The following is a 21,488-nucleotide window of genomic DNA, read 5'->3' as shown; positions in this document are numbered from 1 at the left end:
CGAGCTGATGGGGGCCTGTACACCTAGGTGGGGCGGACGAGCGCATGCGCTCCCGCCCCACCGACTCAATTCCGACCACCCTGGTCCGAGCCGGGAGAACCGATGGTCCGCACCAGGTTGACCACCGCCGGGGTCGAGGCGGACTCGCAGTTCGAGGTCTGGCAGGCGCTGCTCAGCGACGCGCTCTACCCGATCGGCATCAGCCCGGTGAGTGCCCGGCCGACCGGCTTCCACGCCGACTTCACCGCGGCCCAGGCCGGGACCACCAGCATCACCCGCGGCATTCTCGATCCGATGCGCAGCGTGGTCTCGCCCGCCACTGCGGCCAACGGTCCGGACGAGATGCTGCAGATGGTCATGCACGGTGGCGACGACCGGCTGGTCCAGGCGCGCGGCGCGACCACGACCTTCTCCCAGCAGACCCTGCTGATCCAGGGCGCCGACGAGCCGTGCGCTCACATCCACCTGCGCCGCCATGACGTGGTCATGCTGAACGTGCCGATCGCCCGGCTCTCGTACGACGTATCGACCTTGCGCAAGTCGATGTTCGCCCCACTGCCGCTGCCCGATGCCGCCGGCGCAGTACTGCGGTCAGCTGCTCAGCATGTGTTGGCGCCCGCGTCCCAACTCGACGCCTCCGCGATCGAGCCCTACCTGCTGGGCGTCGCCGAACTAGTACTGCGTACTGCCGCCGGCGACGAGGCAGATCAGGCCGACACCGTCCCGGCCCGTCGCCAGCAGGTGCTCGACCACCTGGCGGCGCACCTGCACGACGAGACGCTCACCGCGCAGGACGTGGCAGCGGCGCTGAACATGTCACGCCGTCGGCTGTACCTGCTGTTCGAAGGCGAGGCGGCTATCGGCGAACGGTTGCGCCTGATGCGACTCGAACGCGCCCGCGCGATGCTGCGCGACCCCTCCAAGGCGGACTGGGGTGTGGAGCGGATCGCCCGCGCCTGTGGCTTCCGCAGCCGCTCGCACTTCTCCCGGATCTTCACGGCGGCGACCGGCGCGACTCCGCGCGACTTCCGCCGCTGACCCGTCCCGGCTGCACGGGATCGCACCAGGTCTGCACGGAGGAGCACCGACGGGGATCGTCGGCGGGCCGTCCAGGCGGAGATTCTTGACGAGTCAAGCCCCTCGTTCGGAAGGAATTCTCCCGATGACTGACTCCGCCCCGATCTCGTTACCGCCGGTCGCGGCTCGACGGCGCGTACGCCGTACCGCCGCTGTGCTTGCCCTCCCCTTCGCCACGCTCGCGCTGCTGGCGCCCGCCACCCAGGCCCACGCGGTCGACGTCAACCCCGACGGCCCGTCTGCCACGACGCAGCGCGGTACCGGCACCCTCACCGACCCGTGGGTGCCGATGCTGTCCGCCCGGATCACCTGCAACACCGCCACGCTGTTCGGCAACTACTCAGCTGGCACTGGTCACCTCAACCCGATCAAGGAACTGCCCGCCGGCACCTGGATGGGTGTCCGTTACATCGTCTCCGGCGGCTACTCCGCCAACGTGCTGTGGCACGGCGGCGACAAGTGGGGCTTCATGCGCAAGGACTGCATCTCCTACTGATCCGAAAGGCCTTTCGATGAAGACTCGCACCCTGGCGACCACCGTCGTCGCCATCGCCGCCGTGATCACCCCGCTCGCGGTCACCCAGACCGCCTCGGCCGCCACCCTCAAGACCGTCTGCGCCGACGACCTGTACGTCCGGGACACCGCCTCCGGACAGCTGATCGGCACCCTGTACCGCGGTGAGCACTTCAACCTGTCGCGCTACTCGGCCAGTGGCCAGTGGGCCGAAGGCGCTGCCTGGGGCAACGTCAACAAGTGGGGCTGGGTCCAGTCCGGCTGGTTCTGCTGACCTGTCCCAGACTTCTTCGCCCCGGCCCCCAACGTTGTGGGACCCCTCTTCGTCATGATGACTGACAGGGAAACCTACGGACGGTGCCAATGGCTGACTGGGAACACGCGTTCAACGAGTTGCTCGCGGCACGTGGCGCCTCGCTGCGGTCGTACGCCTATCTACTGACAGGTGACACGGCCGCAGCGGGCGACCTCGTCCAGGACGCGCTGCTGCGGGTCTTCAGCCGACTGCGGATCGGCGGCGACGTCGAACAGCTCGAGGGCTACGTCAGGCGCGCCATGCTCAACCAGTACCTCGACGGCCGCCGCCGCGACAAGCTGTGGCGCAGCAACCGGCACCTGCTGGTGGAGCTGCCCCCGCCGCCCAACGACGAGCGCATGCTGCTCGCCGACGAGGTCCGGCAGGCGCTCGCGACACTGTCGCCGAAACAACGCGCCTGCGTGGTACTGCGCTACTACGAAGACCGCACCGTCCCCGACATCGGTGAACAACTCGGCTGCGCCGAAGGCACCGTCAAACGCCACCTGGCCGACGCGAGAGCCAAGCTGGCCGCCCAGCTCGGCGTGACCGAGGAGAGCATGCGATGACGTCGAGCGAACTCAAGAACCTGCTCCAAGCGGCCGCCGACGGCAGCGAGACAGTCGACCTCGCCGAGCGCGCCCTGGTCCCGAGGATCCAGCACCGCCGCCGGCGCCGGGCAACCCTCAGCGTGGCAAGCGGATTGGTCGCCGCGGTCGCGATCGGCGCCATCGCGTACGGCGTACAGCCTGGTGAGAGTAAGCCTCAGGTAGCCGCCAGCCCCTCGGCCGAGGAGTCCATCGGTCGTGGGCCAACCTGTGGACAACCGGCGATCGGCCGGTCGCAGGTCGACTCGCCGCTCAGGCTGACGGTGACCCAATCGGTCCTCGTCGGCAATTCCGGTGGTTGGGCGGCGAAGGTGACGACAGTGCTCACCAACACCACGAAGAAGTCGATCAAGCTCACCGCCGCGCCGTCCACGGTTCTCTACCTGGCCGACGAGAACGGGAAGGTCGCCAGCCAGCCCACCATCTTGGACGGCAGTGCTGTCGAGCTGGTGCTCCAACCTGACGAGAGTCACTCCTTCTCGTCGATGGTCAACATCCAGCGGTGCGACCCGCCTTCCTCCGAACAGCCACTGGGTTATGGCAGCTACCAGCTGTACGGAGCGCACACCATCTCTCAGCACGCAGGAATCTGGGACGACCTCCCCGGCGGCCCCTGGCCGGTCACGCTGAAGTAGTTAGCCAGCCGGTCACCTCTTCCCCTGCTGTTGGTTCTGGTTTGCCGGATTGTCGGACAAGCTTTGCCGAGCTTTGACGTTCAAAGGCCGCCAGCCGGGGCAGACTGTCCAGCGATGCAGTAGTTCCCAACCGCCCCTGGGAGATTGCCGTGCCTACTCTTCGTGCCCTACGTCCCGCGCTGGTGGTCGGCGTGCTGATGGCGTTGCTCGCCTTCGGCATCAACCCCTCGACCGCCGCGACCACGGCCAATCTCACGGTCAGCGCCGCGATCCAGCAACAGAACGGATCCGTCGGCACGGTCGAGGGCTACGTCGTCGGCCAGCCCACAGCCGCGAACACGGTGATCCGGAGCAACTTCACCGGTGACACCGCGCTCGCCCTGGCCGACTCGGCTTCGCAGACCAGCACGGCGTCGATGCTCTACGTGCAGATCCCGAGCGCCTTCCGCTCGCAGTACGGGTTGAAGTCGAAGCCGGCCTTGCTCGGCACGAAGATCAGCGTCACCGGCACGCTCACGCCGTACTTCACGCCGCACGCGGGACTCAAGGACCCGACCGCGTTCGGCGGTGGCGGCGGCACCGACCCGGGAGACCCGCCGGACCCGGACCCGGCTGACTACTACGCACCGGCAGCCGGCAAGACGGGCGCGGCGCTGAAGGCCGCGCTGCACACGATCATCTCGAACCAGACCAAGCTGACCTACGACCAGGTCTGGAACGCGCTGAAGGACACCGACCAGGATCCGGCCAACGCCAACAACGTGATCCTGCTGTACTCCGGCCGCTCGCAGAGCAAGACCACCAACGGCGGCGGCGTGAACGACTGGAACCGCGAGCACGTCTGGGCCAAGTCGCACGGCGACTTCGGCACCGCGACCGGCCCCGGTACCGACGTACACCACCTGCGCCCCGAGGACGTGTCGGTCAACTCGGCCCGCGGCAACCTCGACTTCGACAACGGCGGCTCAGCGGTCGCCGAGTGCTCGGGCTGCGCCGCCGACAGCGACTCGTTCTCGCCGCGTCCCGCAGTACGGGGTGATGTGGCGCGGATGATCCTCTACATGGCGGTCCGCTACGAGGGCGGCGACGGCTGGCCGAACCTGGAGCCGAACAACTCGGTCGGCAACGGCTCCGCGCCGGCGATCGGCAAACTGACGGTCCTGAAGGCGTGGAGCGCGGCCGACCCGCCGGACGCGTTCGAGAAGCGCCGCAACCAGGTCATCTTCGACACCTGGCAGCACAACCGGAACCCGTTCATCGATCACCCCGAGTGGGTCAGCTCGATCTGGCCGTGACCCGTAGGTTGAAGGTATGAGCCCTTCAGTCCCACGCTTCCACCTGGCCATGCCGGTCGACGACCTCGCCGCCGCCGCGGAGTTCTACGGCTCCGTGATCGGCTGCGAGCAAGGCCGCAGCTCCGACACCTGGATCGACTGGAACCTCCGCGGCCACCAGTTCGTGACCCACCTGGCCCCCACCCGCCCACAAGCCGTCCACAACCCGGTCGACGGCCACGACGTCCCCGTCCCACACTTCGGCCTGATCCTCGAGATCCCCGACTTCCACACCCTCGCCGACCGCTTCCGCGCCGCCAACACCCCCTTCGTCATCGAGCCCTACCTCCGCTTCGAAGGCCAACCCGGCGAGCAATGGACCATGTTCCTTTACGACCCAGCCGGCAACGCCCTCGAATTCAAAGCCTTCGCCAACGACGACGACGTCTTCGCCACCTGACCTGCCCGAGGCTGCCCGTCGATCTGCCCTCCCCTGGCACGACGGCCCCTCCATACGCTGAACCAACAGCTAACGATGGAGATCGGGTGAAGATCGGCATTCAGGAACTACGCGACAACCTCAGCCTTTACCTCGCCGAAGTGGAACGTGGCAAAACCATCACGATCACCCGCTACGGCAAGCCGATCGCCCAGCTGGTGCCGATCAGAACGGAGACCATCAGGACGCCGGCGGCGCCCGGCGCCGATCCCGTCCCGGACAGGCGAAACGGTGAGTGACTTGGGTGGCACGTGCTCCTGGCGGCCTGTCGTGATCTGGGGATCGCGACAGCCGACGTCAACAACCCCGGCTACTTGTAGATGCGTAGGTAGTCGACGGTGAGGGTGGCGGGGAACTGGGTGGCTGGGGTGGGGGCGCCGGGCCAGGTGCCGCCTACTGCCAGGTTGAGGAGGGCGTAGAAGGGGCGTTCGAAGACCCATTGTCTGCTCGGTGGGAGGGACGCCGGGGTGGCTTCGAAGAACTTCTTGCCGTCCAGGAACCACTGGATGTGGTTGGGGCGTTTCTCGACGGCGAAGAGGTGGAAGTCGTCGCTCAGTGGAGCCGAGGTGGTGGTGGAGCCCTGGAGGCCGGCGTCGTCGGAGTAGCCGGGGCCGTGGATGGTGCCGTAGACCTCGGTGGGTTCGGTGCCGACCCACTCCATCGCGTCGATCTCACCGCCGGCCGGCCACTCGTCGGCGCCGGAGCCGAGCAGCCAGAAGGCGGGCCACAGGCCTGCGCCGGCCGGCACCTTCATCCGGGCCTCGATCCGACCGTTCTCCAGCGTGACCTTGCCCTCGGTGGTGATCCGGCCCGAGGTGTAGCCGCAGCTCTTGCCGTCGAAACAGGGCAGCGCCTCGCCCGGGTCGGCCTTCCGGGCGGTGATCGTCAGATGGCCGTCGCCGAGCGCCAGGTTCTCGTCCTGGTAGTACTGCAGCTCTTCGTTGCCCCAGCCATCGAACTCACGGTTGCCCTTAGCAACATTCCAGTCGGTCAGGTCGAGCTCGTCGGCCTCGAACTCGTCCGACCAGACCAGTCCGCTGTCCGCGCTGGGCGCACCGGCGTCCGGCTGGCAGCCGAGCAGCAACAGCAGCGGCAACGCCAGCATCCATCGTTTGTTCACCCGGCCCAGTGTCCAGCACCCCTTGGAACTCTTGATGCACCAACACGTGCGAAAGTTGCGATAAATTCCAGGGAATTTCTTTGCTATTCATGAATGGCAATTGTCGCGATTGCGTGCCATCCTGCGGAAATGAACACAGGGGTGGGGCGGTTGCGCGCCGGAATGGTCGCGCTGGTGGGAATCACGGCGATGCTGGTGGCGGCTCCGACTGCCACCGCGTCGCCCCAGGCGGCGCAGACGGCGCAGTCGCCGGATCCGAAACTGACCGTGACGGCAGTGACACTGGGCCGATCGGCGGTCGCCGTTTCCGGGCTTAACAAGGTGGCGGTGCCGGTCACCATCAAAGCCGGTTACAACTCCGACGACCCGGCGGACAACAACACTTTGCTGAATGTGTTCCTGAAGCGCACCGGCGGCGTCGGCTATGTCCGGCTGATGGTCGCGGGCCACCTGACCCGCACGGACGGAACGCTCAAGAACGGCACCTGGACGGGCACGGTAGAGGTGCCGTCAACAGCTAACGGGACGTTCAAGGTTTTCGGCGTGATCCCCGGCTTCACGCTCGACGGCTCGGACGGCAGCATGACCTCCGAGACGCCGTTCGACGGCCCGAGCATCACGGTCACCGGCCTCCATCAGCCGAAGCTCGGGGTCTCGGTGATCCCGCGGGTGGTGCCGTTCGGTTCGGCTTACCAGGTGAAGGCCGCGATCTACGACTCGGCGACCGGCAAGCCCTACGGCTCCCGGATCCTGCTCCAGGTCGTCTACGACAACCTCTGCGCCGAGTACGACGGCAGTACGGGATACACCAACACGGCCGGCATCCTGATCACGCCGTTCCCCGCGTCCGCGGCCGAATGGGTGAACTGCGTCCGGGTCCGCGGCAAGTTCTTCGACACCCTGGGCCTCGGCTTCTCCCCGCTCCGGCCGGGCATCGTCGGCGCGACGCCGTCGAAGACCAGCGCGAAGGTCGGCACGATCGTCCCCGTGAACGGCAGCGTCGCCGGCGCCCCGTCGAACTGCCCCGTCGTCCTCCAGCGCCTGTACGGCGCGAGCCAGTGGCGTGGCGTGAGTCAGGACCTGGTCCGGCAGAGCGGCCGGTTCACCGTCCTGGCCCAGCCGCCGTACGCCGGGAACGTGGTCTACCGGGTGTACTTCGCGGCCTGCTACCAATACCAGGCTGGAGTCAGCAAGAGCTTCGTCATCAGAGGCGTCTGATGCTGGCCAAAGCGCTGGTCGCGGCCTTGGCCGTGATCATGGTGGCGCCCCCGGCCCAGGCGGCTCCGGACCCCAACCTGACCGTCACCAGCGTCACGCTGGGCCGCACAGCAGTAGCCGTCTCCGGCCTCAACACCGTCGCTGTACCGGTGCGAGTGAAGGCCGCCTACAACTCGACCACCGCCCCCAGTACGACGCTGGTCGTCGTCCTGCAGCGCACAGCCGGCAGCGGCCAGCTCCTCACGATGGCAACCACCGACCTCGAGCTGTCCTCCGGCACCGTGCAGAACGGCGAATGGCTCGGCACCCTCGACGTACCGTCCACCGCCAACGGCACCTTCAAGGTGTCCGGCGTACGCACCGGCCCCTACTGGCGACCGGGCCCGAGCGACCCGACCCCGTTCGACGGCCCGAGCCTGGCGGTCACCGGCGTACACCTGCCGAAAATCACCGCCCAGGTGATTCCCCGCACCGTTCCGTTCGGCTCCGGCTTCACCGTCCGGGCAGCCGTGACCGACTCAGCGACCGGAAAGCCTTATGGCACAAAGATCCCGCTCCGGTTCGTTGCCACCACCGCCTGGTGCCGCCAGATGGACCTGACCGCATTCGACCTCACCGACACCGCGGGGATCGCCCAGAAGGCCTACCAAGGCGGCCTGGCCGACGTCCCGAACTGCGTCCGGCTCCGCAACGGCGCCTTCGACAAGCTCACCCTCACGCTCACCCCGGCGCGGCCGGGCATCGTGGCGGCAACACCCGCAGCGACGAGCGCACGAGTCGGCGCGATCGTCGACGTCAACGGCTCGGTACGGGGTGCCCCGGCCGGTTGCGGCGTCACCCTCCAGCGCTTGTACGGCGCATCGCAGTGGCGCGGCGTGAGCGCGAGCTCGGTCCGCACCAGCGGCCGGTTCACCCTCAAAGCCCAGCCCCCGTACGTCGGCAACCTCGCCTACCGCGTCTCCTTCCCAACCTGCGGCCGCTTCCAGGCAGGTCTCAGCGCCACCTTCGCGATCAGGGGGATCTGATGGGCAAGCTCCGCGTGCTGATCGCCGCGTTGGCAGTAATCGGCTCGACGACGATCACCTTGCCGGCCACAGCCGAACCCGAGCCCTGGTTGACGATCACAGCAGTCACGTTGGGTCGTTCCGCCGTCGCAGTCTCGGGAATGAACACGGTCGCCGTACCGATCACGGTCAAGGCCGGCTACGCCTCCGACGACCCCTGGACCGTGAGGATGCCGCTCTTCGTGACGCTGAAGCGCACCGGCGGCATCGGACCGATCGACCTGATCGTCGCGGGCGACCTGTCGCGGACCGCCGGCACGGTCCGCAACGGCACCTGGACGGGCAGCCTGAACGTCCCCTCGACCGCCAACGGAACCTTCAAGGTCACCGGTGTCGGCAGAACCACCAATTACGACGACTCCGACGGCAGTATGCCCAGCCCGACGCCGTTCGACGGACCGAGCATCGCGATCACCGGCGTCCACCTGCCGAAGCTCGGCGTCGCGGTGATCCCGCGGGTGGTGCCGTTCGGCGCGGCGTACCAGCTCAAGGCGGCGATCTACGACTCCGCGACCGGCAGACCGTACGGCACCCGGATTCTGTTGCAGGTGGTGCGGGACAACCTCTGCGCCGAGTACGACGCCGGCTCGAAGTACACGACAACGGCCGGAATCCTGGTGACGAACTTCGCCGGAGTGGGCGGCGACGTGAACCACTGCGTCCGGATCCGCGGCCGGTACGTCGATGTCCGGAGTCTGCACTTCACGCCACTCCGGCCCGGCATCGTCGCGGCCGCGCCGAGAATGACCAGCGTCGAGGTCGGCATGGTCGTCGAGGTCAACGGCTCGGTGGCCGGCCGGAGCTACCGCTGCCAGGTCGATCTGCAGCGGCTCTACGGCGCGACCCAGTGGCGGATGGTGAGCAGCGGCTCGGTCCGGGCCAGCGGGCGGTTCACGCTCAGGGCCCAGCCGCCGTACGCCGGGAATCTCCGGTACCGCGTCGCCCTGCCGACCTGCGGCCGGTACCAGGCGGGAGTCAGCAAGAGCTTCGTGATCCGCGGCAACTGACCGGATTTGGGTGGGGTGGGTTAGCCTAACTTAGGTATGCCTAACCCATTCCGCCCGAGGTCGAGAGGACCGTGGTCGCGTGAGCACCCCCGCACCCCGTAACCGCCGAGCAAAGCTGGCGGTCGTCCGCCGGACCGAGCGCGTCACCCCGCACATGATCAGGGTGGTGCTGAGCTCCGACGACTTCGTCGACAACGGCACCACCGACCACTACGTCAAGCTGCTCTTCCTGAAGTCAGGCGTGGAGTACCCCGAACCGCTCGACATGGGCCAGGTCCGCGAGCAGTTCCCGTCCGAGCACTGGCCCACGATGCGGACCTACACCGTCCGCAACTGGGACGAGGCGGCCAAGGAGCTGACGATCGACTTCGTTCACCACGGCGACGAGGGCGTCGCTGGTCCGTGGGCCGCATCGGCTCAGCCTGGCGACAAGGTCTGGTTCACCGGTCCGGGCGGTGCCTACAAGCCGGAAGAGACCTCCGCCTGGCACCTGCTGGTCGGTGACGAGAGCGCGCTGCCGGCGATCGGCGCCGCGATCGAGGGCCTCCCGGCCGGAGCGAAGGCCAAGGCGTTCGTCGAGGTCGAGGACGAGACCGAGGAGCAGAAGTTCAGCACCGCCGGCGAGCTCGAGCTGACCTACCTGCACCGCGCGGGCGGCACCGGCGACCGCGGCGACGGCCTGGTCAAGGCGGTCGAGGCGCTGGACTTCCCCGACGGCGTCCAGGTCTTCGTGCACGGCGAAGCAGGCTTCGTACTGCGGTTGCGCAAGCACCTCTTCGGCGAGCGTGGCCTCGCGCGCGACCAGGTCTCGCTGTCCGGCTACTGGCGACTCGGCAAGAACGAGGACGGCTGGCAGGCGGAGAAGGCCGAGACGGTCCGCAAGGAGCGCGAGGCCGCAGGCAACTAGTTGCCCGCCGGATGATTCACGGCTGCTCCGGTGTTGTCGCCTGTGGGGGACAACTTCAAAGGAGCAGACGTGAAGATCGGCATCATCGGCAGTGGCAACATCGGCGGCACCCTGACCCGGCGGCTGTCGGCGCTCGGTCATGACGTCTCGGTGGCGAACTCCCGCGGACCGGAGACGCTGCGTGACCTCGCGGCGGAGACGGGCGCGACGCCGGTCGACGTGAGTCAGGCCGCCGACGGCGCCGAGCTCGTCGTCGTGACGATCCCGGAGAAGGCGGTGCCGGTGCTGCCGAGCGGTCTGTTCGACCGCGCCGCCGACGGCTATGTGGTTGTTGACACCGGCAACTACTACCCGCAGCGCGACGGCCGGATCGGCGCGATCGAGGACGACGGCCTGACCGAGAGTTCCTGGGTCGCCGAGCAGCTCGGCCGGCCGGTCATCAAGGCGTTCAACAACATCCAGGCCCAGCACCTGCTCGAGAACGGCGTACCCGCTGGCCAGCCCGGCCGGATCGCGCTGCCGGTCGCGGGCGACGACCAGGCGGCGAAGGACAAGGTCCTGCAGCTGGTCGAGCAGCTCGGCTTCGACGCGGTCGACGCAGGCACCCTCGACGAGTCCTGGCGCCAACAGCCCGGTACGCCGGTCTACGGCACCGACCCCGACATCGACGGCCTCCGCAAGGGTCTGGCCGCAGCCAGCCCGGAGCGCCCGGCCGAGCTCCGCGGCTAGCCGCACTCATGGGCGCCGGCCAGCCGCCGCCGCCCAGGCCGTCGGCGGGTCCGCCGCCGCCCAGGCCGTCGGCGGGTCCGGCCGGCGTGACTAGCGGGTGCGAGCAGTAGCGATCCGGCGCTGAAGGATCTCCGCGACCGCGGCGGCCTGGTTCTGCGGCAGCACCCAGTCCTGGCCCTGAGCTTGCAGAATGAGCGCAGGGCCAGGCGTGCCAGCCGGCGGCAACGTCAAACTGACCGGATAGCGCAGCCGCTCAGCTCCCGACAGGTCCACCACGTGCACCCCGGTGACGGCCGCCAAGGGGAACGTCGTGGAGTCGGTCGACCAACTGTCTTCCCCATGGGCCGCCTTGACCCGGACCTTCTCTCGCAAGCTCACCGAGTCCGCCCCGATGACGAGCCGCAACCTGGTCAGCCCGCGCATCCGGTAACTCAGCTCGTACTGCGTATCGGCAAGCTCGGCAATCGGCGGCTGGAGCAGCGTGTGCGCGCCGTACCGGCCCCCGAGCCACCCGACGACGCCGAACCCCACAGCGGCCACCCGATAGAGCACACCTGGCACGTCCAGCTGATTCACCAGCAGCACCGTGGCCAGCGCGGCGATTCCACCGACCATCATCCCGGTCCCGCTCCAGCGATCCGGGGTGAGCCGGCCGCCCCTCCACCACACCCACCCCAGCGCCAGCAACGCCAACGGCACCAGCACGGCCCACCACGCGAAGGTGTCGGCCTGCGCGCTGATCCGGAGCGTCAGGGCCAGAAACAGCAACGGGACGCCGAGGTAGAGCATCGCCACGATCACTCGCGTCCGCCGGATCCGCTGGGTCAGTTGGGAGCTCACCGCAAAACCCAAGCACATCGCCCGGCTGACAACTAATGTTGCCGGCGATGACCGCCCTGTTCGAAGTACCGGCACCGCTTTTCAAGACCCTCTCCGACGAACTCCCCTGGCTTCAGGCCGCGCCCGCACTGGCAGCGCAGTACCTCGATCGCTGGAAGCTGAGCCTGGACGGCAGACCGTTGCACGGGATGGCCTCGGTGATCCTGCCGGTCGTCCGCGCCGACGGCAGCCCGGCGATGCTGAAGCTCCAGCCCACCAACGAGGAGAACGCGGCCGAGGCGCTCGCGCTCCGGAGCTGGCCCCGCGACGCAGTGGTGGAGGTGCTTGAGGACGACCCGGCGACCGCCACGATCCTGCTCGAGCGCCTGGAGCCCCGCTCGCTCAGCGATGTCGCCGACGACACCGAGGCGACCCGCATCCTGGCCGGATTGCTGCGCCGGCTCAACGAAGTACCGGCTCCTCCGACGGTACGGCGGTTGTCCGACGTCGTGGCCGAGATGCTGGACGCTGCGCCATCCCTCATCCCGCGGCTTGCCGACCCCACCCAGCAGTCCTTCGTACGCCGGTACGCCGCGCTGGCCGCCGAGCTGGCCCAAGAGCCAGGCGACCGCCTCCTCCACTGGGACCTGCACTACGACAACGTGATGGCCGGCCGCCGCGCCCCCTGGCTGGTGATCGACCCCAAACCCCTCGCCGGCCACCCAGGCTTCGAGGTGTTCCAAGTCCTCCACAACCGCTGGGACGACCTGCTCGGCACCGGCGACCTGCAACGCGCCATCCGGCAACGCTTCGACCTGATGATCGAGGTCACCGGCCTGGACCGCGAACGCGCGATCGGCTGGACCCTGGTCCGGATCCTCCAGAACGTCCTCTGGGACCTGGAAGACGGCGAAGAAGACGAGATCGACCCCGACCATTTGCAGATCGCCCAGGCGCTGACAGGGACCCTAGTCGTCTGATTACATGATTACATGACGACGACCCCGACGGTGTATGAGTGGGCGGGCGGTGCGGAGGCGTTTCTCCGGCTGACCGAGGTGTTCTACGACAAGGTGCTGGAGGACCCGATCCTGGCGCCGGTCTTCGCGCAGATGAGCGACCAGCACCGTGAGCACGTCGCCCTCTGGCTGGGCGAGGTGTTCGGCGGCCCGAGCCGCTACACCGACGAGCTGGGCGGGTACCCCGCGATGCTCGCCCACCACCTGAATCTTGGCCTCACGGAGGAACAGCGCTCCCGCTGGGCCGCCCTGATCGCCGCGAGTGCCGACCCGGCCGGGCTGCCCGACGACCCGGAGTTCCGCTCGGCCTTCGTCGCGTACGTCGAGTGGGGCACCCGCCTCGCGCTGGCCAACTCCCAGCCGGGCGCCACACCGCCCCCACAAGCCCCCGTCCCGCACTGGGGGTGGGGCGAAGCGCCGCCGTACCAGCCCTGACAGGTGTGACCTAACCGATGCGGCGGCGGGCTTTCGGGGCGGTCGGTGCGGGGTAAGACCTGGTAAAGCTTGATCCATCAGACACCCGCGGGGGAAGTCGGGACCTATCGTTTCGATATTGTCGGCGGTTCACGACGAACCCGGTGGCCGGGATGCGAGGGTGAACCATTGTGACCGCTCAGCTCGAGTACCCCGACTTGCAGGACAGCGAGGCACTGCTGTCGATCCAGGGTTTGTGGAAGGTGTTCGGGCCGAAGGCTGCCCGGGTGCCCCGCCGACCGGAGCTCGCGGCGCTCAGCCGCGCCCAGTTGCTCGACCGGACCGGCTGTACGGCGGCCGTCCGCGACCTGAGCTTCAACGTCGCTCCGGGCGAGGTGTTCGTGGTGATGGGCCTGTCGGGCTCCGGCAAGTCGACCCTGGTGCGCTGCCTGACCCGGCTGATCGAGCCGACCGCGGGCAGCATCTTCTTCGAGGGTGAGGACCTGCGCGCCGCCGACGAGAAGCGGCTCCGGACGCTGCGCCGGAGCAAGTTCTCGATGGTGTTCCAGCACTTCGGCCTGCTCCCGCACCGCAAGGTGATCGACAACGTCTCCTACGGCCTCGAGGTCCGCGGCGAGAGCAAGCCGGACCGCAAGCGCCGCGCCCAGGAGGTCATCGACCTGGTCGGCCTACGCGGTCACGAGAACATGTACCCCGAGCAGCTCTCCGGCGGCATGCAGCAGCGGGTCGGCCTGGCCCGCGCGCTCGCCTGCGACCCGGACGTGCTGCTCTTCGACGAGCCGTTCTCCGCGCTCGACCCGCTGATCCGGCGCGAGATGCAGACCGAGGTGGTCCGGCTGCACCAAGAGGTCGGCAAGACGATGGTCTTCATCACCCACGACCTGAACGAGGCGCTCAAGCTCGGCGACCGGATCCTGCTGATGCGCGACGGCGAGGCGATCCAGCTCGGTACCGGCGACGAGCTGGTCGGAGCGCCGGCGGACGACTACGTCCGCGACTTCGTCCGGGACATCCCGCGGGCCGACGTGCTCACCCTGCGCTGGATCGTCCGGCAGCCGCGGGACGGCGAAGAGCTGGCCAATCTCGAGCTCGGCCCGGACGTCCTGGTCCGGGAGGCGACCCGGCAGGTGCTGGAGTCGCCGCACCCGGTGAAGGTCGTGGCCGACGGTCAGTTGCTCGGCGTGATCGGCGACGAGGAGATCCTCGCCGTCGTCGCGGACCGGGTCGCCTCGCCTTCCCCCGTGCGTCCCTGACATGGCGTCCATCACCGGCAACATCGAGATCCTGGTCCGCAAACCGCGCCGTGGGGTGATCGTCGGCGTCCTGCTGGTCGTCTGGGTCGCCGCCTGGTTCGTGCTGAAGGGCATCAACACGCTCGCCCTCGGCGGCCAGGAGACCACCGGGCTGCACCGCTGGCTGACCGACCAGCGCGACTTCCTGGGCGGCGGCAACGCCTTCCTGGACGCGATCCGGGTCGCCGTCGACCAGCTCGTCATCCTGCTGCAGGCGGTCATCGCGCAACCGTCGTACGGGCGGCCGGTACCGGTGGTCGGCTGGCTCGGCGTGGTCGCCGTCGCGGCGTACCTGGCCTGGGCCTTCGGTAACTGGAAGGTCGCGGTGCTGACCGCGGCCGGCCTGACCTTCCTCGGTCTGCAGGGGCTGTGGCAGCAGAGCATGGACACGCTCTCGCTGACCATCGCGGCCGTGTTGCTCGCGCTGCTGGTCGGCATCCCGCTCGGCATCTGGGCGGGGTTGTCGAATCGGGTCTTCAAGGTTGCGACGCTGATCCTCGACCTGATGCAGACGCTGCCGACCTTCGTGTACCTCGCGCCGCTCACCTTGTTCTTCGCGATCGGTCCGGCCGCGGCGACGATCGCGACCCTGATCTACGCCTCCCCGCCGGTGATCCGGCTGACCGCGCACGCGATCCGCTCGGTGCCGCGGGAGAGTGTCGAGGCGGCCCGTTCGCTCGGCTCGTCCGGCGGCCAGACGTTGCTGAAGGTGCTGCTGCCGATGTCGCGCAGCACGGTCGTGGTCGGGATCAACCAGACGATCATGGCCGCGCTCTCGATGGTCACCGTCGCCGCGCTGATCGACGCTCCTGGTCTCGGCCAGACCGTTCTGAAGGCGCTCCAGACGCTCGATGTCGGGGTCGCGTTCAACGCCGGCCTGGCGATCGTCGTGCTGGCGATCGTGCTCGACCGGGTGACCACCGCCGCCGGCGACCGTCCCTGGCGTACTGCGAGCCTGCGGCGCAAGGTGCTGCTCGGCGCCGGCGCCGTGGCCGCGTTGGTGGCCGTCTGGTTCTCGCGCACCTACCTGTGGGCCGCCGAGTTCCCGACCGGCGCGAACATCGGCTCGAAGATCGCCGTCGCGGCGACCGACGTGACCACCTGGGTGCAGGACGTCTTCGGCGGCTTCACGTACGGCGTACGCGATGCGGTGACCAAGGGCGTTCTCAACCCACTCGAGGCGCTGCTGACCGAGTCGCCGTGGTGGCTGGTCGCCGTGGTGATCGTGGCGCTGGCCGGGCTGCTCGGGAGTTGGCGGGGCGCAGTACCGGCTGCTGTTTGTCTTGGTTTGCTGGTCGCCACGGGTGTCTGGCACGACAGCATGGTGACGCTGGCGTCGACGCTGCTGGCGACTGTCGTGGTCGTCGCCGTCGGGCTCGTGCTCGGCGTGTGGACCGGGCGCAACCATCGCGCCGACAGCTGGCTCCGGCCGGTGCTGGACGCCGGCCAGACGATGCCGCCGTTCGTGTACCTCGTGCCGTTCCTGGCGTTGTTCGGGACCAGCCGGTTCACCGCGATCGCGGCAGCGGTGGTGTTCGCCGTACCGGTCACCACCAAGATCGTTGCCGACGGCATCAGAGCGGTGCCGGTCGCGACCGTCGAGGCGGCCAACTCGGTCGGCTCCAGCACCTGGCAGGTGATCAGCAAGGTGCAGCTCCCGGTCGCCCGGCGGGCCATCACGCTGGCGATCAACCAGGGGCTGATCTACGTGCTGTCGATGGTCGTGGTCGGCGGACTCGTCGGCGCCGGCGCCCTCGGGTACGACGTCGCCGCGGGCTTCGCGCAGAGTGAGCTGTACGGCAAGGGACTTGCCGCCGGGCTGGCCATCGTGCTGCTCGGCGTGATGCTGGACCGGATCACGCAGGCCGCGGCCGCGCGCACCCGGAAGTACAAGGGATCATCTAGAGGAGACAACCTGTGGTGACCAAGAGGCTCCGTACTGCTGGAGTTCTGACCGCTGTGGCCCTGGCCCTGACTGCTTGTGGCGGCGCGAAGGTCGGCGACGCCGAGAAGCCGGCCGGTGGCAGCAGCAGTGGCAAGGAGTGCGGCACCTTCAACCTGGCCGTCAGCCCGTGGGTCGGGTACGAGGCGAACGCGGCCGTGGTCGCGTACGTGGCGACTAAGGAACTCGGCTGCAAGGTGGTGAAGAAGAACCTCAAGGAGGAGATCTCCTGGCAGGGCTTCGGCACCGGCGAGGTCGACGCGGTGCTGGAGAACTGGGGTCACGAGGACCTGAAGAAGAAGTACGTCACCGACCAGAAGGTCGCCGTGGTGGTCGGCCCGTCCGGCAACAAGGGCGTCATCGGCTGGTACCTGCCGCCGTGGCTCGCGGCCGAGAAGCCGGAGCTGAAGGACTGGAAGAACCTGAACAAGAACGCTGCCTTGTTCAAGACGTCGGAGTCCGGCGGCAAGGGCCAGTTGCTCGACGGCGACCCGTCGTTCGTCACCAACGACGAGGCGCTGGTGAAGAACCTGAAGCTGGACTACAAGGTCGTCTACGCGGGCTCGGAGACGGCGCTGATCCAGGCCTTCCGGGACGCGGAGAAGAACAAGAAGCCGGTGATCGGGTACTTCTACGAGCCGCAGTGGTTCTTCAACGAGCTGAAGCTGGTCAAGGTCGACCTGCCCGCCTACGCGGCCGGCTGCGACGCGGCGCCGGAGAAGGTGGCCTGCGACTACCCGGCGTACGACCTGGACAAGATCGTCTCGAAGAAGTTCGCCGACTCGGGCAGCCCGGCGTACGAGCTGGTGAAGAAGTTCAGCTGGACCAACGACGACCAGAACGTGGTCGCGAAGTACATCGCCGAGGACAAGCTGACCCCGGACGCGGCCGCCGAGAAGTGGGTCAAGGACAACCAGTCCAAGGTCGACGCCTGGCTCGGTAAGTAACCGCTAGAAGACGTTCGGCCCGGGCGTGAGGATGCCGCCCGGGTCGATCTTCTGTTTCAGGGCCTGGAGCTGCGGCCAGCGGTCGCCGTAGTGGTCCGCCCAGTCGTCCGGGGTGAAGGCGACCGATTCGATCGGGTACCGCGTGCCGCCGGCCGCGCGGGCGCGGTCGTACAAGCGGCGGTTCCGGGCCAGCATCTCGTCGGCGAACTCCGCGCTGGGCGGGCCGGCCGTCATCAGGGTGAACAGGTAGACCCACTCGCCGTCGCCGGCGGGCAGGCGGAGCGACGGCCGGGTGAGCTTGGTTCTGCGGTGGGCGTAGAGCAGGACGAAGCCGCCGGTGCCGACATCCTTCGGGGTCAACTCGCGGACCACCTCGGTGACGTAGTGCTCGACGGTCTCCTCGGGGAGCCAGACGGTGAACCAGGGCTTTGCCAGGTTTCCCCAGTCGAGGGAGTTGTTCAGCTCGTCCACGGCGACGTCGATCCGCGCGACGTGCGGGAGGAAGTCGGCGTGGCTGATCTCTACGGCACTCGTCTCTGCGGCACTCGGCGTGAGGCCTCGGAGTACGTGCTGGTCGTCGGGTGGCTGCTCGGTGGAGTGGAAGGTGAACGCGCTGAGGTGCTGGACCTCGCCCTGCTCACCCGGCCGCCACCAGTCGCCGTAGATCTCGCTGATCTCGGCCCGCTGGAGCAGGGTCCTGAAGTCGTGGAAGAAATCGGCGATCTCCGGATAGGCCAGCTCGTACCCCGTGACCTTCTCCGGCGCGGCGCCGAGCCGCACGGTCGCCTTGGTGATGATCCCGAACTGCCCCAGCCCGCCGAGTACCGCCTCGAACAGCTCGCTGTTCCGGTCCGCTGAACAGGTTGTGATCTCGCCGGTCCCGGTGACCACCTCGAGCTCGATCACGCTGTCGACCTGAGCCCCGGACTGGATGGCCGGCGGGACGCCACCGAGCGACAACGTGCCGCCGAGCGTGAGTCCGAGAAACCCGGTCAACGCGGGCGGCGTCAGGCCTTTCGCGTGCGCCGCGTTGGTCAGCTGCAACCAGTCGACGCCAGCGTCCGCGGTGGCCCGATCGGCGCCGATCTCGTGGATGGTGTTCAACGAGCGCATGTCGATCAGTACGCCGTCGACCAGGCCCTGGCCGTGCGTGGTGTTGGCGAGTCCGCGCGCTGCCACCGGGATCTCGTGCCGCGCGCAGAACCGGACGATCTCCTGGACGTCGGTCGCCGACTCCGGCCGGACAACGGCCTGCGGGACCTGCCTGCGGTAGCGCCCGGCATCCGCGGAGACCGACTCCCGAACCGCCGGATCGAACTCGAGATTCACCATCCTCAGAACTTACCGAGGTCGAACATCCGCCTCCCGTTCTCCAGCGATTCGGTCACCGCCGCCATTCCGTGGGTCAGCATTTCCTCCCGGTACGCCGCCAGCTCTCGGTGCGTGGTTAGCGCTTCGGTGAGCCGCGCGGCATCCCACAGTGCGGTGTTGGCCCCGGCGCCGGCTGAGGGGAGCATCGGATGGGCTGCATCACCCAGCAGGACGACCGGCCCGTCGGGCCACGGCAGCACCGAAGTACAGGTCCGCAAAGTGATCGGAAAGGCAGCCGACGCGTCCGCAGCATCAACCAACTCACGGACCGCCGGACTCCAGTCCGCGACCTGCTTGATCACCAGACTCCACAGCTGCTCCAGCGGCATGCTGAACAGCTCGTCGTCGCTCCGACCCAACTGCTCCTGAGTGCCAGTCAGAACGGCCATCAAGTAGTCGCCGTACTCCGCCGGCGGCGTACGGAACAACACCGGAGCGAACGCAGCGCCGGCCCCGACCCCGTCGCTCACGAAGCAGAAACCACGCAGGAACTCCGGCGGCGTCACCGCCCGGACAGCATCGGTCAGCGGAATCTTCCCGTAGATGCACCGAACTCCGCTGTCGTGCACCTCGAACTCAGGCAGCAACTGCGCCCGAACCCGCGAACCGACTCCATCCGCCGCGACCAGCACATCGGCGGTCTCGCTCGTGCCGTCGGCGAACCGGATCTCGACCTTCTCGTCGGCCCGGTACGACATGAACTCTTTGCCAAAGGCAAGTACTCCGTCCAGTCCGGTCATCATCGCCCGGCGGAACGCGTACCGGTCGATCGAGCTGATGGAGTCCGGACCGCCGACCTGGAAGGTCTGCGCGAACTGCTGGTTGAGTTGCGGGTCGAATCCCGCGACCAGGTCACCCGGATGCGTCGAGGTCTCGATCACCCGACGGTGAACCTTCTCCGGGAGCACAGCCGCGAGTGCCTGCTCGCCGACCTCGCTGAGATGGATCCGGAACCCCTGCCGACGGAAGGCCGGCGACGGGTCCCGCTCGTACAGCCGTACCTCGACGCCCGCCTGCTGCAGACCCTGGGCCAGCGCCAGCCCGCCGATCCCGGCTCCGATGATTGCGACCTTCATCCTGTACTCCAATCATCTACCTGTCTTGCTTAGTCATCCGCCTGGATGATTAAGTTAGCACGGCGGATGGTTCAGTTAGAGTGACGACCGTGCGGAGATCACCAGGACCCGATGAGCGGCAGCGCGACGCGGAGCGGACCAGGCAACAGTTGCTCGACGCTGCCGTGATCGAGTTCGGCGCGCTCGGTTTCAGCGGTGCCCGGGTGAGCGCGATCGCCGACCGCGCCGGGGTGAACAAGCAGCTGATCTCGTACTACTTCGGCGGCAAGGAAGGTCTGTACCGAGCCGTCGCCGATCGCTGGCGAGCCGGCGAACCGGCCGTCACCGACGGCGCGGGGACACTCGGCGAGGTGGTCGGCGCCTACGCTCGCGCGGCGATCGAGCAGCCTGACCTGCTCCGGTTGCTGATCCGCGAGGGGGTCGATCGCGACACCGCCGGGGGCGACGCGGACGCGCAGTACGAGCGGTTCCAGGGCGTGCTCGCGGACTTTCGTCGGCGGCAGTCCGAGGGTGAGCTCGCGGGCGACCTCGATCCGGCGTACGCGGCGCTGGCGCTGTTCGGGATCTCCGCGGCGCCGGTGGTCTTCCCGCAGCTCGCGCGGGCGCTCGGGCTCGATCCCGAGGGGGGCGATTTCGCCGCGCAGTACGCGGAACAGGCCGCCCGGTTGGTGTCTCACCTGCAAGCCGGTCAGTAGGCGCTCGGCGTACAGGTTGAAGGGCGGTTGAGCTTGTTCGGGGCTGCAGCAAATATCACGCGGCACGCGAGCAACGCCGACGACACGCCGGAAATTGGGTCGAAGCAGGTAGCGTCGGTCCCATGATCATCGTGACAGCTGCACTGAAGGGCGGGGTAGGTAAGACAACCACGTCGGTGTATTTGGCCGCGCTGGCATCTTCCAACCGTCGCACAGCCACCCTCATCGACGCCGATCCACAAGGCAGCGCGGCCGACTGGATCGCCGACTCCGACGACGCCCACCTGGCCAGGATCGAGATCGCCGAGGCGCCGACCGAGCGGCTCCTGACGAAGGCGCTGGACCGAGTGCCCCCCGAAGGCATCGGGGTGGTGGACATGCCCCCATCCCACGAACGCCTCCTCAACAAGGCCCTCGAACGAGCCCGGATGGTGGTCATCCCCACCCGTATCGGCGGCGTCGAAACCCCCCGAGTCAAAGCAGTCCTGGAACTGGTCCCCAAGGAGATCCCGGTCGGTCTGGTGATCTGCTCGGCGCGCACCTACACGCGCAGCTACCAGGAAGCCATGCAGCAGTACGCCGACGAAGGCATCCCGGTCTGGGGCACCATCCCCGAGCGAGTCTCCATCACCGCTGGGCCCACTGGTCCGTTGGCCGAAGACGGCCTGGAGTCGTATCGCAAGGTCTGGCGCAAGATCTTGGCGGCTGCCCGCAGTTGATCGACCCGCGCCGCCCCTTCAGCTCCCAAGCCGAAGGGGCGGCCCTCTCGCTTCGGGCTCGTGACGCTGGGCGTCACCTCGCCATCAGATGGGTTGCGGGAAGCACGGTGTGCCCACCACCCACCGCGGGCCACCACCCACCGCGGGCCACCACCCACCGCGGGCCACCACCCACCGCGGGCCACCACCCACCGCGGGCCACCACCCACCGCGGGCCACCACCCAC

At 68.3% G+C, this 21,488-nt stretch carries 24 protein-coding genes; 20 read left to right on the top strand and 4 right to left on the bottom strand.

All coding sequences use genetic code 11. The features are described 5' to 3' along the window. The first annotated feature begins 102 nt into the window (after positions 1–102). The 8 genes from AB0P21_RS31865 to AB0P21_RS31830 all read left to right on the top strand — a co-directional run bounded on the left by AB0P21_RS31865 (position 103) and on the right by AB0P21_RS31830 (position 5,141). Positions 103–1,038 (top strand): helix-turn-helix transcriptional regulator, encoded by a 936-nt coding sequence (locus AB0P21_RS31865; RefSeq protein ID WP_363701376.1) that lies wholly within the window; start codon positions 103–105, stop codon positions 1,036–1,038. 124 nt (positions 1,039–1,162) lie between these two features. Then, on the top strand, positions 1,163–1,573 hold the full coding sequence (locus tag AB0P21_RS31860; RefSeq protein ID WP_363701374.1) for a hypothetical protein: 411 nt from the start codon (positions 1,163–1,165) through the stop codon (positions 1,571–1,573). Between the two features lie 16 nt (positions 1,574–1,589). Continuing rightward, a complete protein-coding gene (locus tag AB0P21_RS31855) occupies positions 1,590–1,865 on the top strand; it encodes a hypothetical protein (protein ID WP_363701372.1) in 276 nt (91 codons plus the stop codon). Positions 1,866–1,954: 89 nt separating this feature from the next. Continuing rightward, positions 1,955–2,455 carry a SigE family RNA polymerase sigma factor gene (locus AB0P21_RS31850; protein WP_363701371.1) on the top strand — a complete coding sequence of 167 codons (501 nt, stop codon included), beginning with the start codon at positions 1,955–1,957 and terminating at the stop codon, positions 2,453–2,455. After that, positions 2,452–3,129, top strand: coding sequence for a hypothetical protein (locus tag AB0P21_RS31845; protein ID WP_363701369.1), 678 nt, complete (start codon positions 2,452–2,454; stop codon positions 3,127–3,129). Before AB0P21_RS31850 ends, AB0P21_RS31845 begins: the two co-directional genes overlap by 4 nt. A gap of 149 nt (positions 3,130–3,278) precedes the next feature. Next, on the top strand, positions 3,279–4,424 hold the full coding sequence (locus AB0P21_RS31840) for an endonuclease (RefSeq protein ID WP_363701367.1): 1,146 nt from the start codon (positions 3,279–3,281) through the stop codon (positions 4,422–4,424). A gap of 16 nt (positions 4,425–4,440) precedes the next feature. Next, entirely contained in the window at positions 4,441–4,863 is a 423-nt protein-coding gene (locus AB0P21_RS31835; protein WP_363701365.1) for a VOC family protein, read from the top strand. Positions 4,864–4,949: 86 nt separating this feature from the next. Beyond that, complete coding sequence (locus tag AB0P21_RS31830) at positions 4,950–5,141, top strand: type II toxin-antitoxin system prevent-host-death family antitoxin (RefSeq protein WP_363701363.1); 192 nt, start codon at positions 4,950–4,952, stop codon at positions 5,139–5,141. Between the two features lie 71 nt (positions 5,142–5,212). Here the strand turns inward: AB0P21_RS31830 and AB0P21_RS31825 are convergent, their stop codons facing one another. Next, positions 5,213–6,022 carry a glycoside hydrolase family 16 protein gene (locus AB0P21_RS31825; protein ID WP_363701361.1) on the bottom strand — a complete coding sequence of 270 codons (810 nt, stop codon included), beginning with the start codon at positions 6,020–6,022 and terminating at the stop codon, positions 5,213–5,215. Between the two features lie 129 nt (positions 6,023–6,151). On the opposite strand from AB0P21_RS31825, the gene AB0P21_RS31820 reads away from it, so the two are divergent. From AB0P21_RS31820 to AB0P21_RS31800, 5 genes are all read left to right on the top strand, one after another. Further along, entirely contained in the window at positions 6,152–7,240 is a 1,089-nt protein-coding gene (locus AB0P21_RS31820) for a hypothetical protein (RefSeq protein WP_363701359.1), read from the top strand. Next, positions 7,240–8,265, top strand: a complete 1,026-nt coding sequence (locus tag AB0P21_RS31815; protein WP_363701357.1) for a hypothetical protein — start codon at positions 7,240–7,242, stop codon at positions 8,263–8,265. The genes AB0P21_RS31820 and AB0P21_RS31815 overlap by 1 nt, the downstream gene beginning before the upstream one ends. Beyond that, positions 8,265–9,311 (top strand): hypothetical protein, encoded by a 1,047-nt coding sequence (locus AB0P21_RS31810; RefSeq protein WP_363701355.1) that lies wholly within the window; start codon positions 8,265–8,267, stop codon positions 9,309–9,311. Before AB0P21_RS31815 ends, AB0P21_RS31810 begins: the two co-directional genes overlap by 1 nt. Positions 9,312–9,390: 79 nt before the next feature. After that, positions 9,391–10,218, top strand: coding sequence for a siderophore-interacting protein (locus AB0P21_RS31805; protein ID WP_363701353.1), 828 nt, complete (start codon positions 9,391–9,393; stop codon positions 10,216–10,218). A gap of 69 nt (positions 10,219–10,287) precedes the next feature. After that, entirely contained in the window at positions 10,288–10,947 is a 660-nt protein-coding gene (locus tag AB0P21_RS31800) for an NAD(P)-binding domain-containing protein (protein WP_363701351.1), read from the top strand. Between the two features lie 90 nt (positions 10,948–11,037). Here the strand turns inward: AB0P21_RS31800 and AB0P21_RS31795 are convergent, their stop codons facing one another. Further along, positions 11,038–11,787 (bottom strand): hypothetical protein, encoded by a 750-nt coding sequence (locus AB0P21_RS31795; protein WP_363701349.1) that lies wholly within the window; start codon positions 11,785–11,787, stop codon positions 11,038–11,040. Between the two features lie 47 nt (positions 11,788–11,834). Here AB0P21_RS31795 and AB0P21_RS31790 point away from each other — a divergent pair, with 47 nt between their 5' ends. The 5 genes from AB0P21_RS31790 (at position 11,835) to AB0P21_RS31770 (ending at position 17,401) form a co-directional block, all read left to right on the top strand. Next, positions 11,835–12,746, top strand: coding sequence for an aminoglycoside phosphotransferase family protein (locus tag AB0P21_RS31790; RefSeq protein ID WP_363701347.1), 912 nt, complete (start codon positions 11,835–11,837; stop codon positions 12,744–12,746). Between the two features lie 12 nt (positions 12,747–12,758). After that, entirely contained in the window at positions 12,759–13,220 is a 462-nt protein-coding gene (locus tag AB0P21_RS31785; protein ID WP_363701345.1) for a group II truncated hemoglobin, read from the top strand. A gap of 170 nt (positions 13,221–13,390) precedes the next feature. Beyond that, positions 13,391–14,473 carry a glycine betaine/L-proline ABC transporter ATP-binding protein gene (locus AB0P21_RS31780; protein WP_363701343.1) on the top strand — a complete coding sequence of 361 codons (1,083 nt, stop codon included), beginning with the start codon at positions 13,391–13,393 and terminating at the stop codon, positions 14,471–14,473. A 1-nt stretch (position 14,474) separates the two neighbouring features. Beyond that, positions 14,475–16,436 carry an ABC transporter permease subunit gene (locus AB0P21_RS31775; RefSeq protein WP_363701341.1) on the top strand — a complete coding sequence of 654 codons (1,962 nt, stop codon included), beginning with the start codon at positions 14,475–14,477 and terminating at the stop codon, positions 16,434–16,436. Then, on the top strand, positions 16,433–17,401 hold the full coding sequence (locus AB0P21_RS31770; RefSeq protein WP_363701339.1) for an ABC transporter substrate-binding protein: 969 nt from the start codon (positions 16,433–16,435) through the stop codon (positions 17,399–17,401). Before AB0P21_RS31775 ends, AB0P21_RS31770 begins: the two co-directional genes overlap by 4 nt. Before the next feature lie 3 nt (positions 17,402–17,404). Here the strand turns inward: AB0P21_RS31770 and AB0P21_RS31765 are convergent, their stop codons facing one another. Then, positions 17,405–18,733: an FAD-binding protein gene (locus tag AB0P21_RS31765; protein ID WP_363701337.1), complete on the bottom strand. Its 1,329-nt coding sequence runs from the start codon at positions 18,731–18,733 to the stop codon at positions 17,405–17,407. 2 nt (positions 18,734–18,735) lie between these two features. Then, positions 18,736–19,848: an NAD(P)/FAD-dependent oxidoreductase gene (locus AB0P21_RS31760; protein WP_363701335.1), complete on the bottom strand. Its 1,113-nt coding sequence runs from the start codon at positions 19,846–19,848 to the stop codon at positions 18,736–18,738. An 89-nt stretch (positions 19,849–19,937) separates the two neighbouring features. Between AB0P21_RS31760 and AB0P21_RS31755 the strand changes: the two genes are divergently transcribed. Then, positions 19,938–20,543 (top strand): TetR family transcriptional regulator, encoded by a 606-nt coding sequence (locus AB0P21_RS31755; RefSeq protein WP_363701333.1) that lies wholly within the window; start codon positions 19,938–19,940, stop codon positions 20,541–20,543. 122 nt (positions 20,544–20,665) lie between these two features. Further along, the gene (locus AB0P21_RS31750; protein ID WP_363701331.1) at positions 20,666–21,262 is read left to right on the top strand and encodes a ParA family protein; all 597 of its coding nucleotides are present in this window, start codon (positions 20,666–20,668) and stop codon (positions 21,260–21,262) included. The last annotated feature ends 226 nt before the right edge of the window (positions 21,263–21,488 follow it).

It is taken from the genome of Kribbella sp. NPDC056861 (assembly GCF_040687575.1).
GTDB lineage: Bacteria > Actinomycetota > Actinomycetes > Propionibacteriales > Kribbellaceae > Kribbella.
This window is presented reverse-complemented; position numbering and strand designations above follow the sequence as displayed.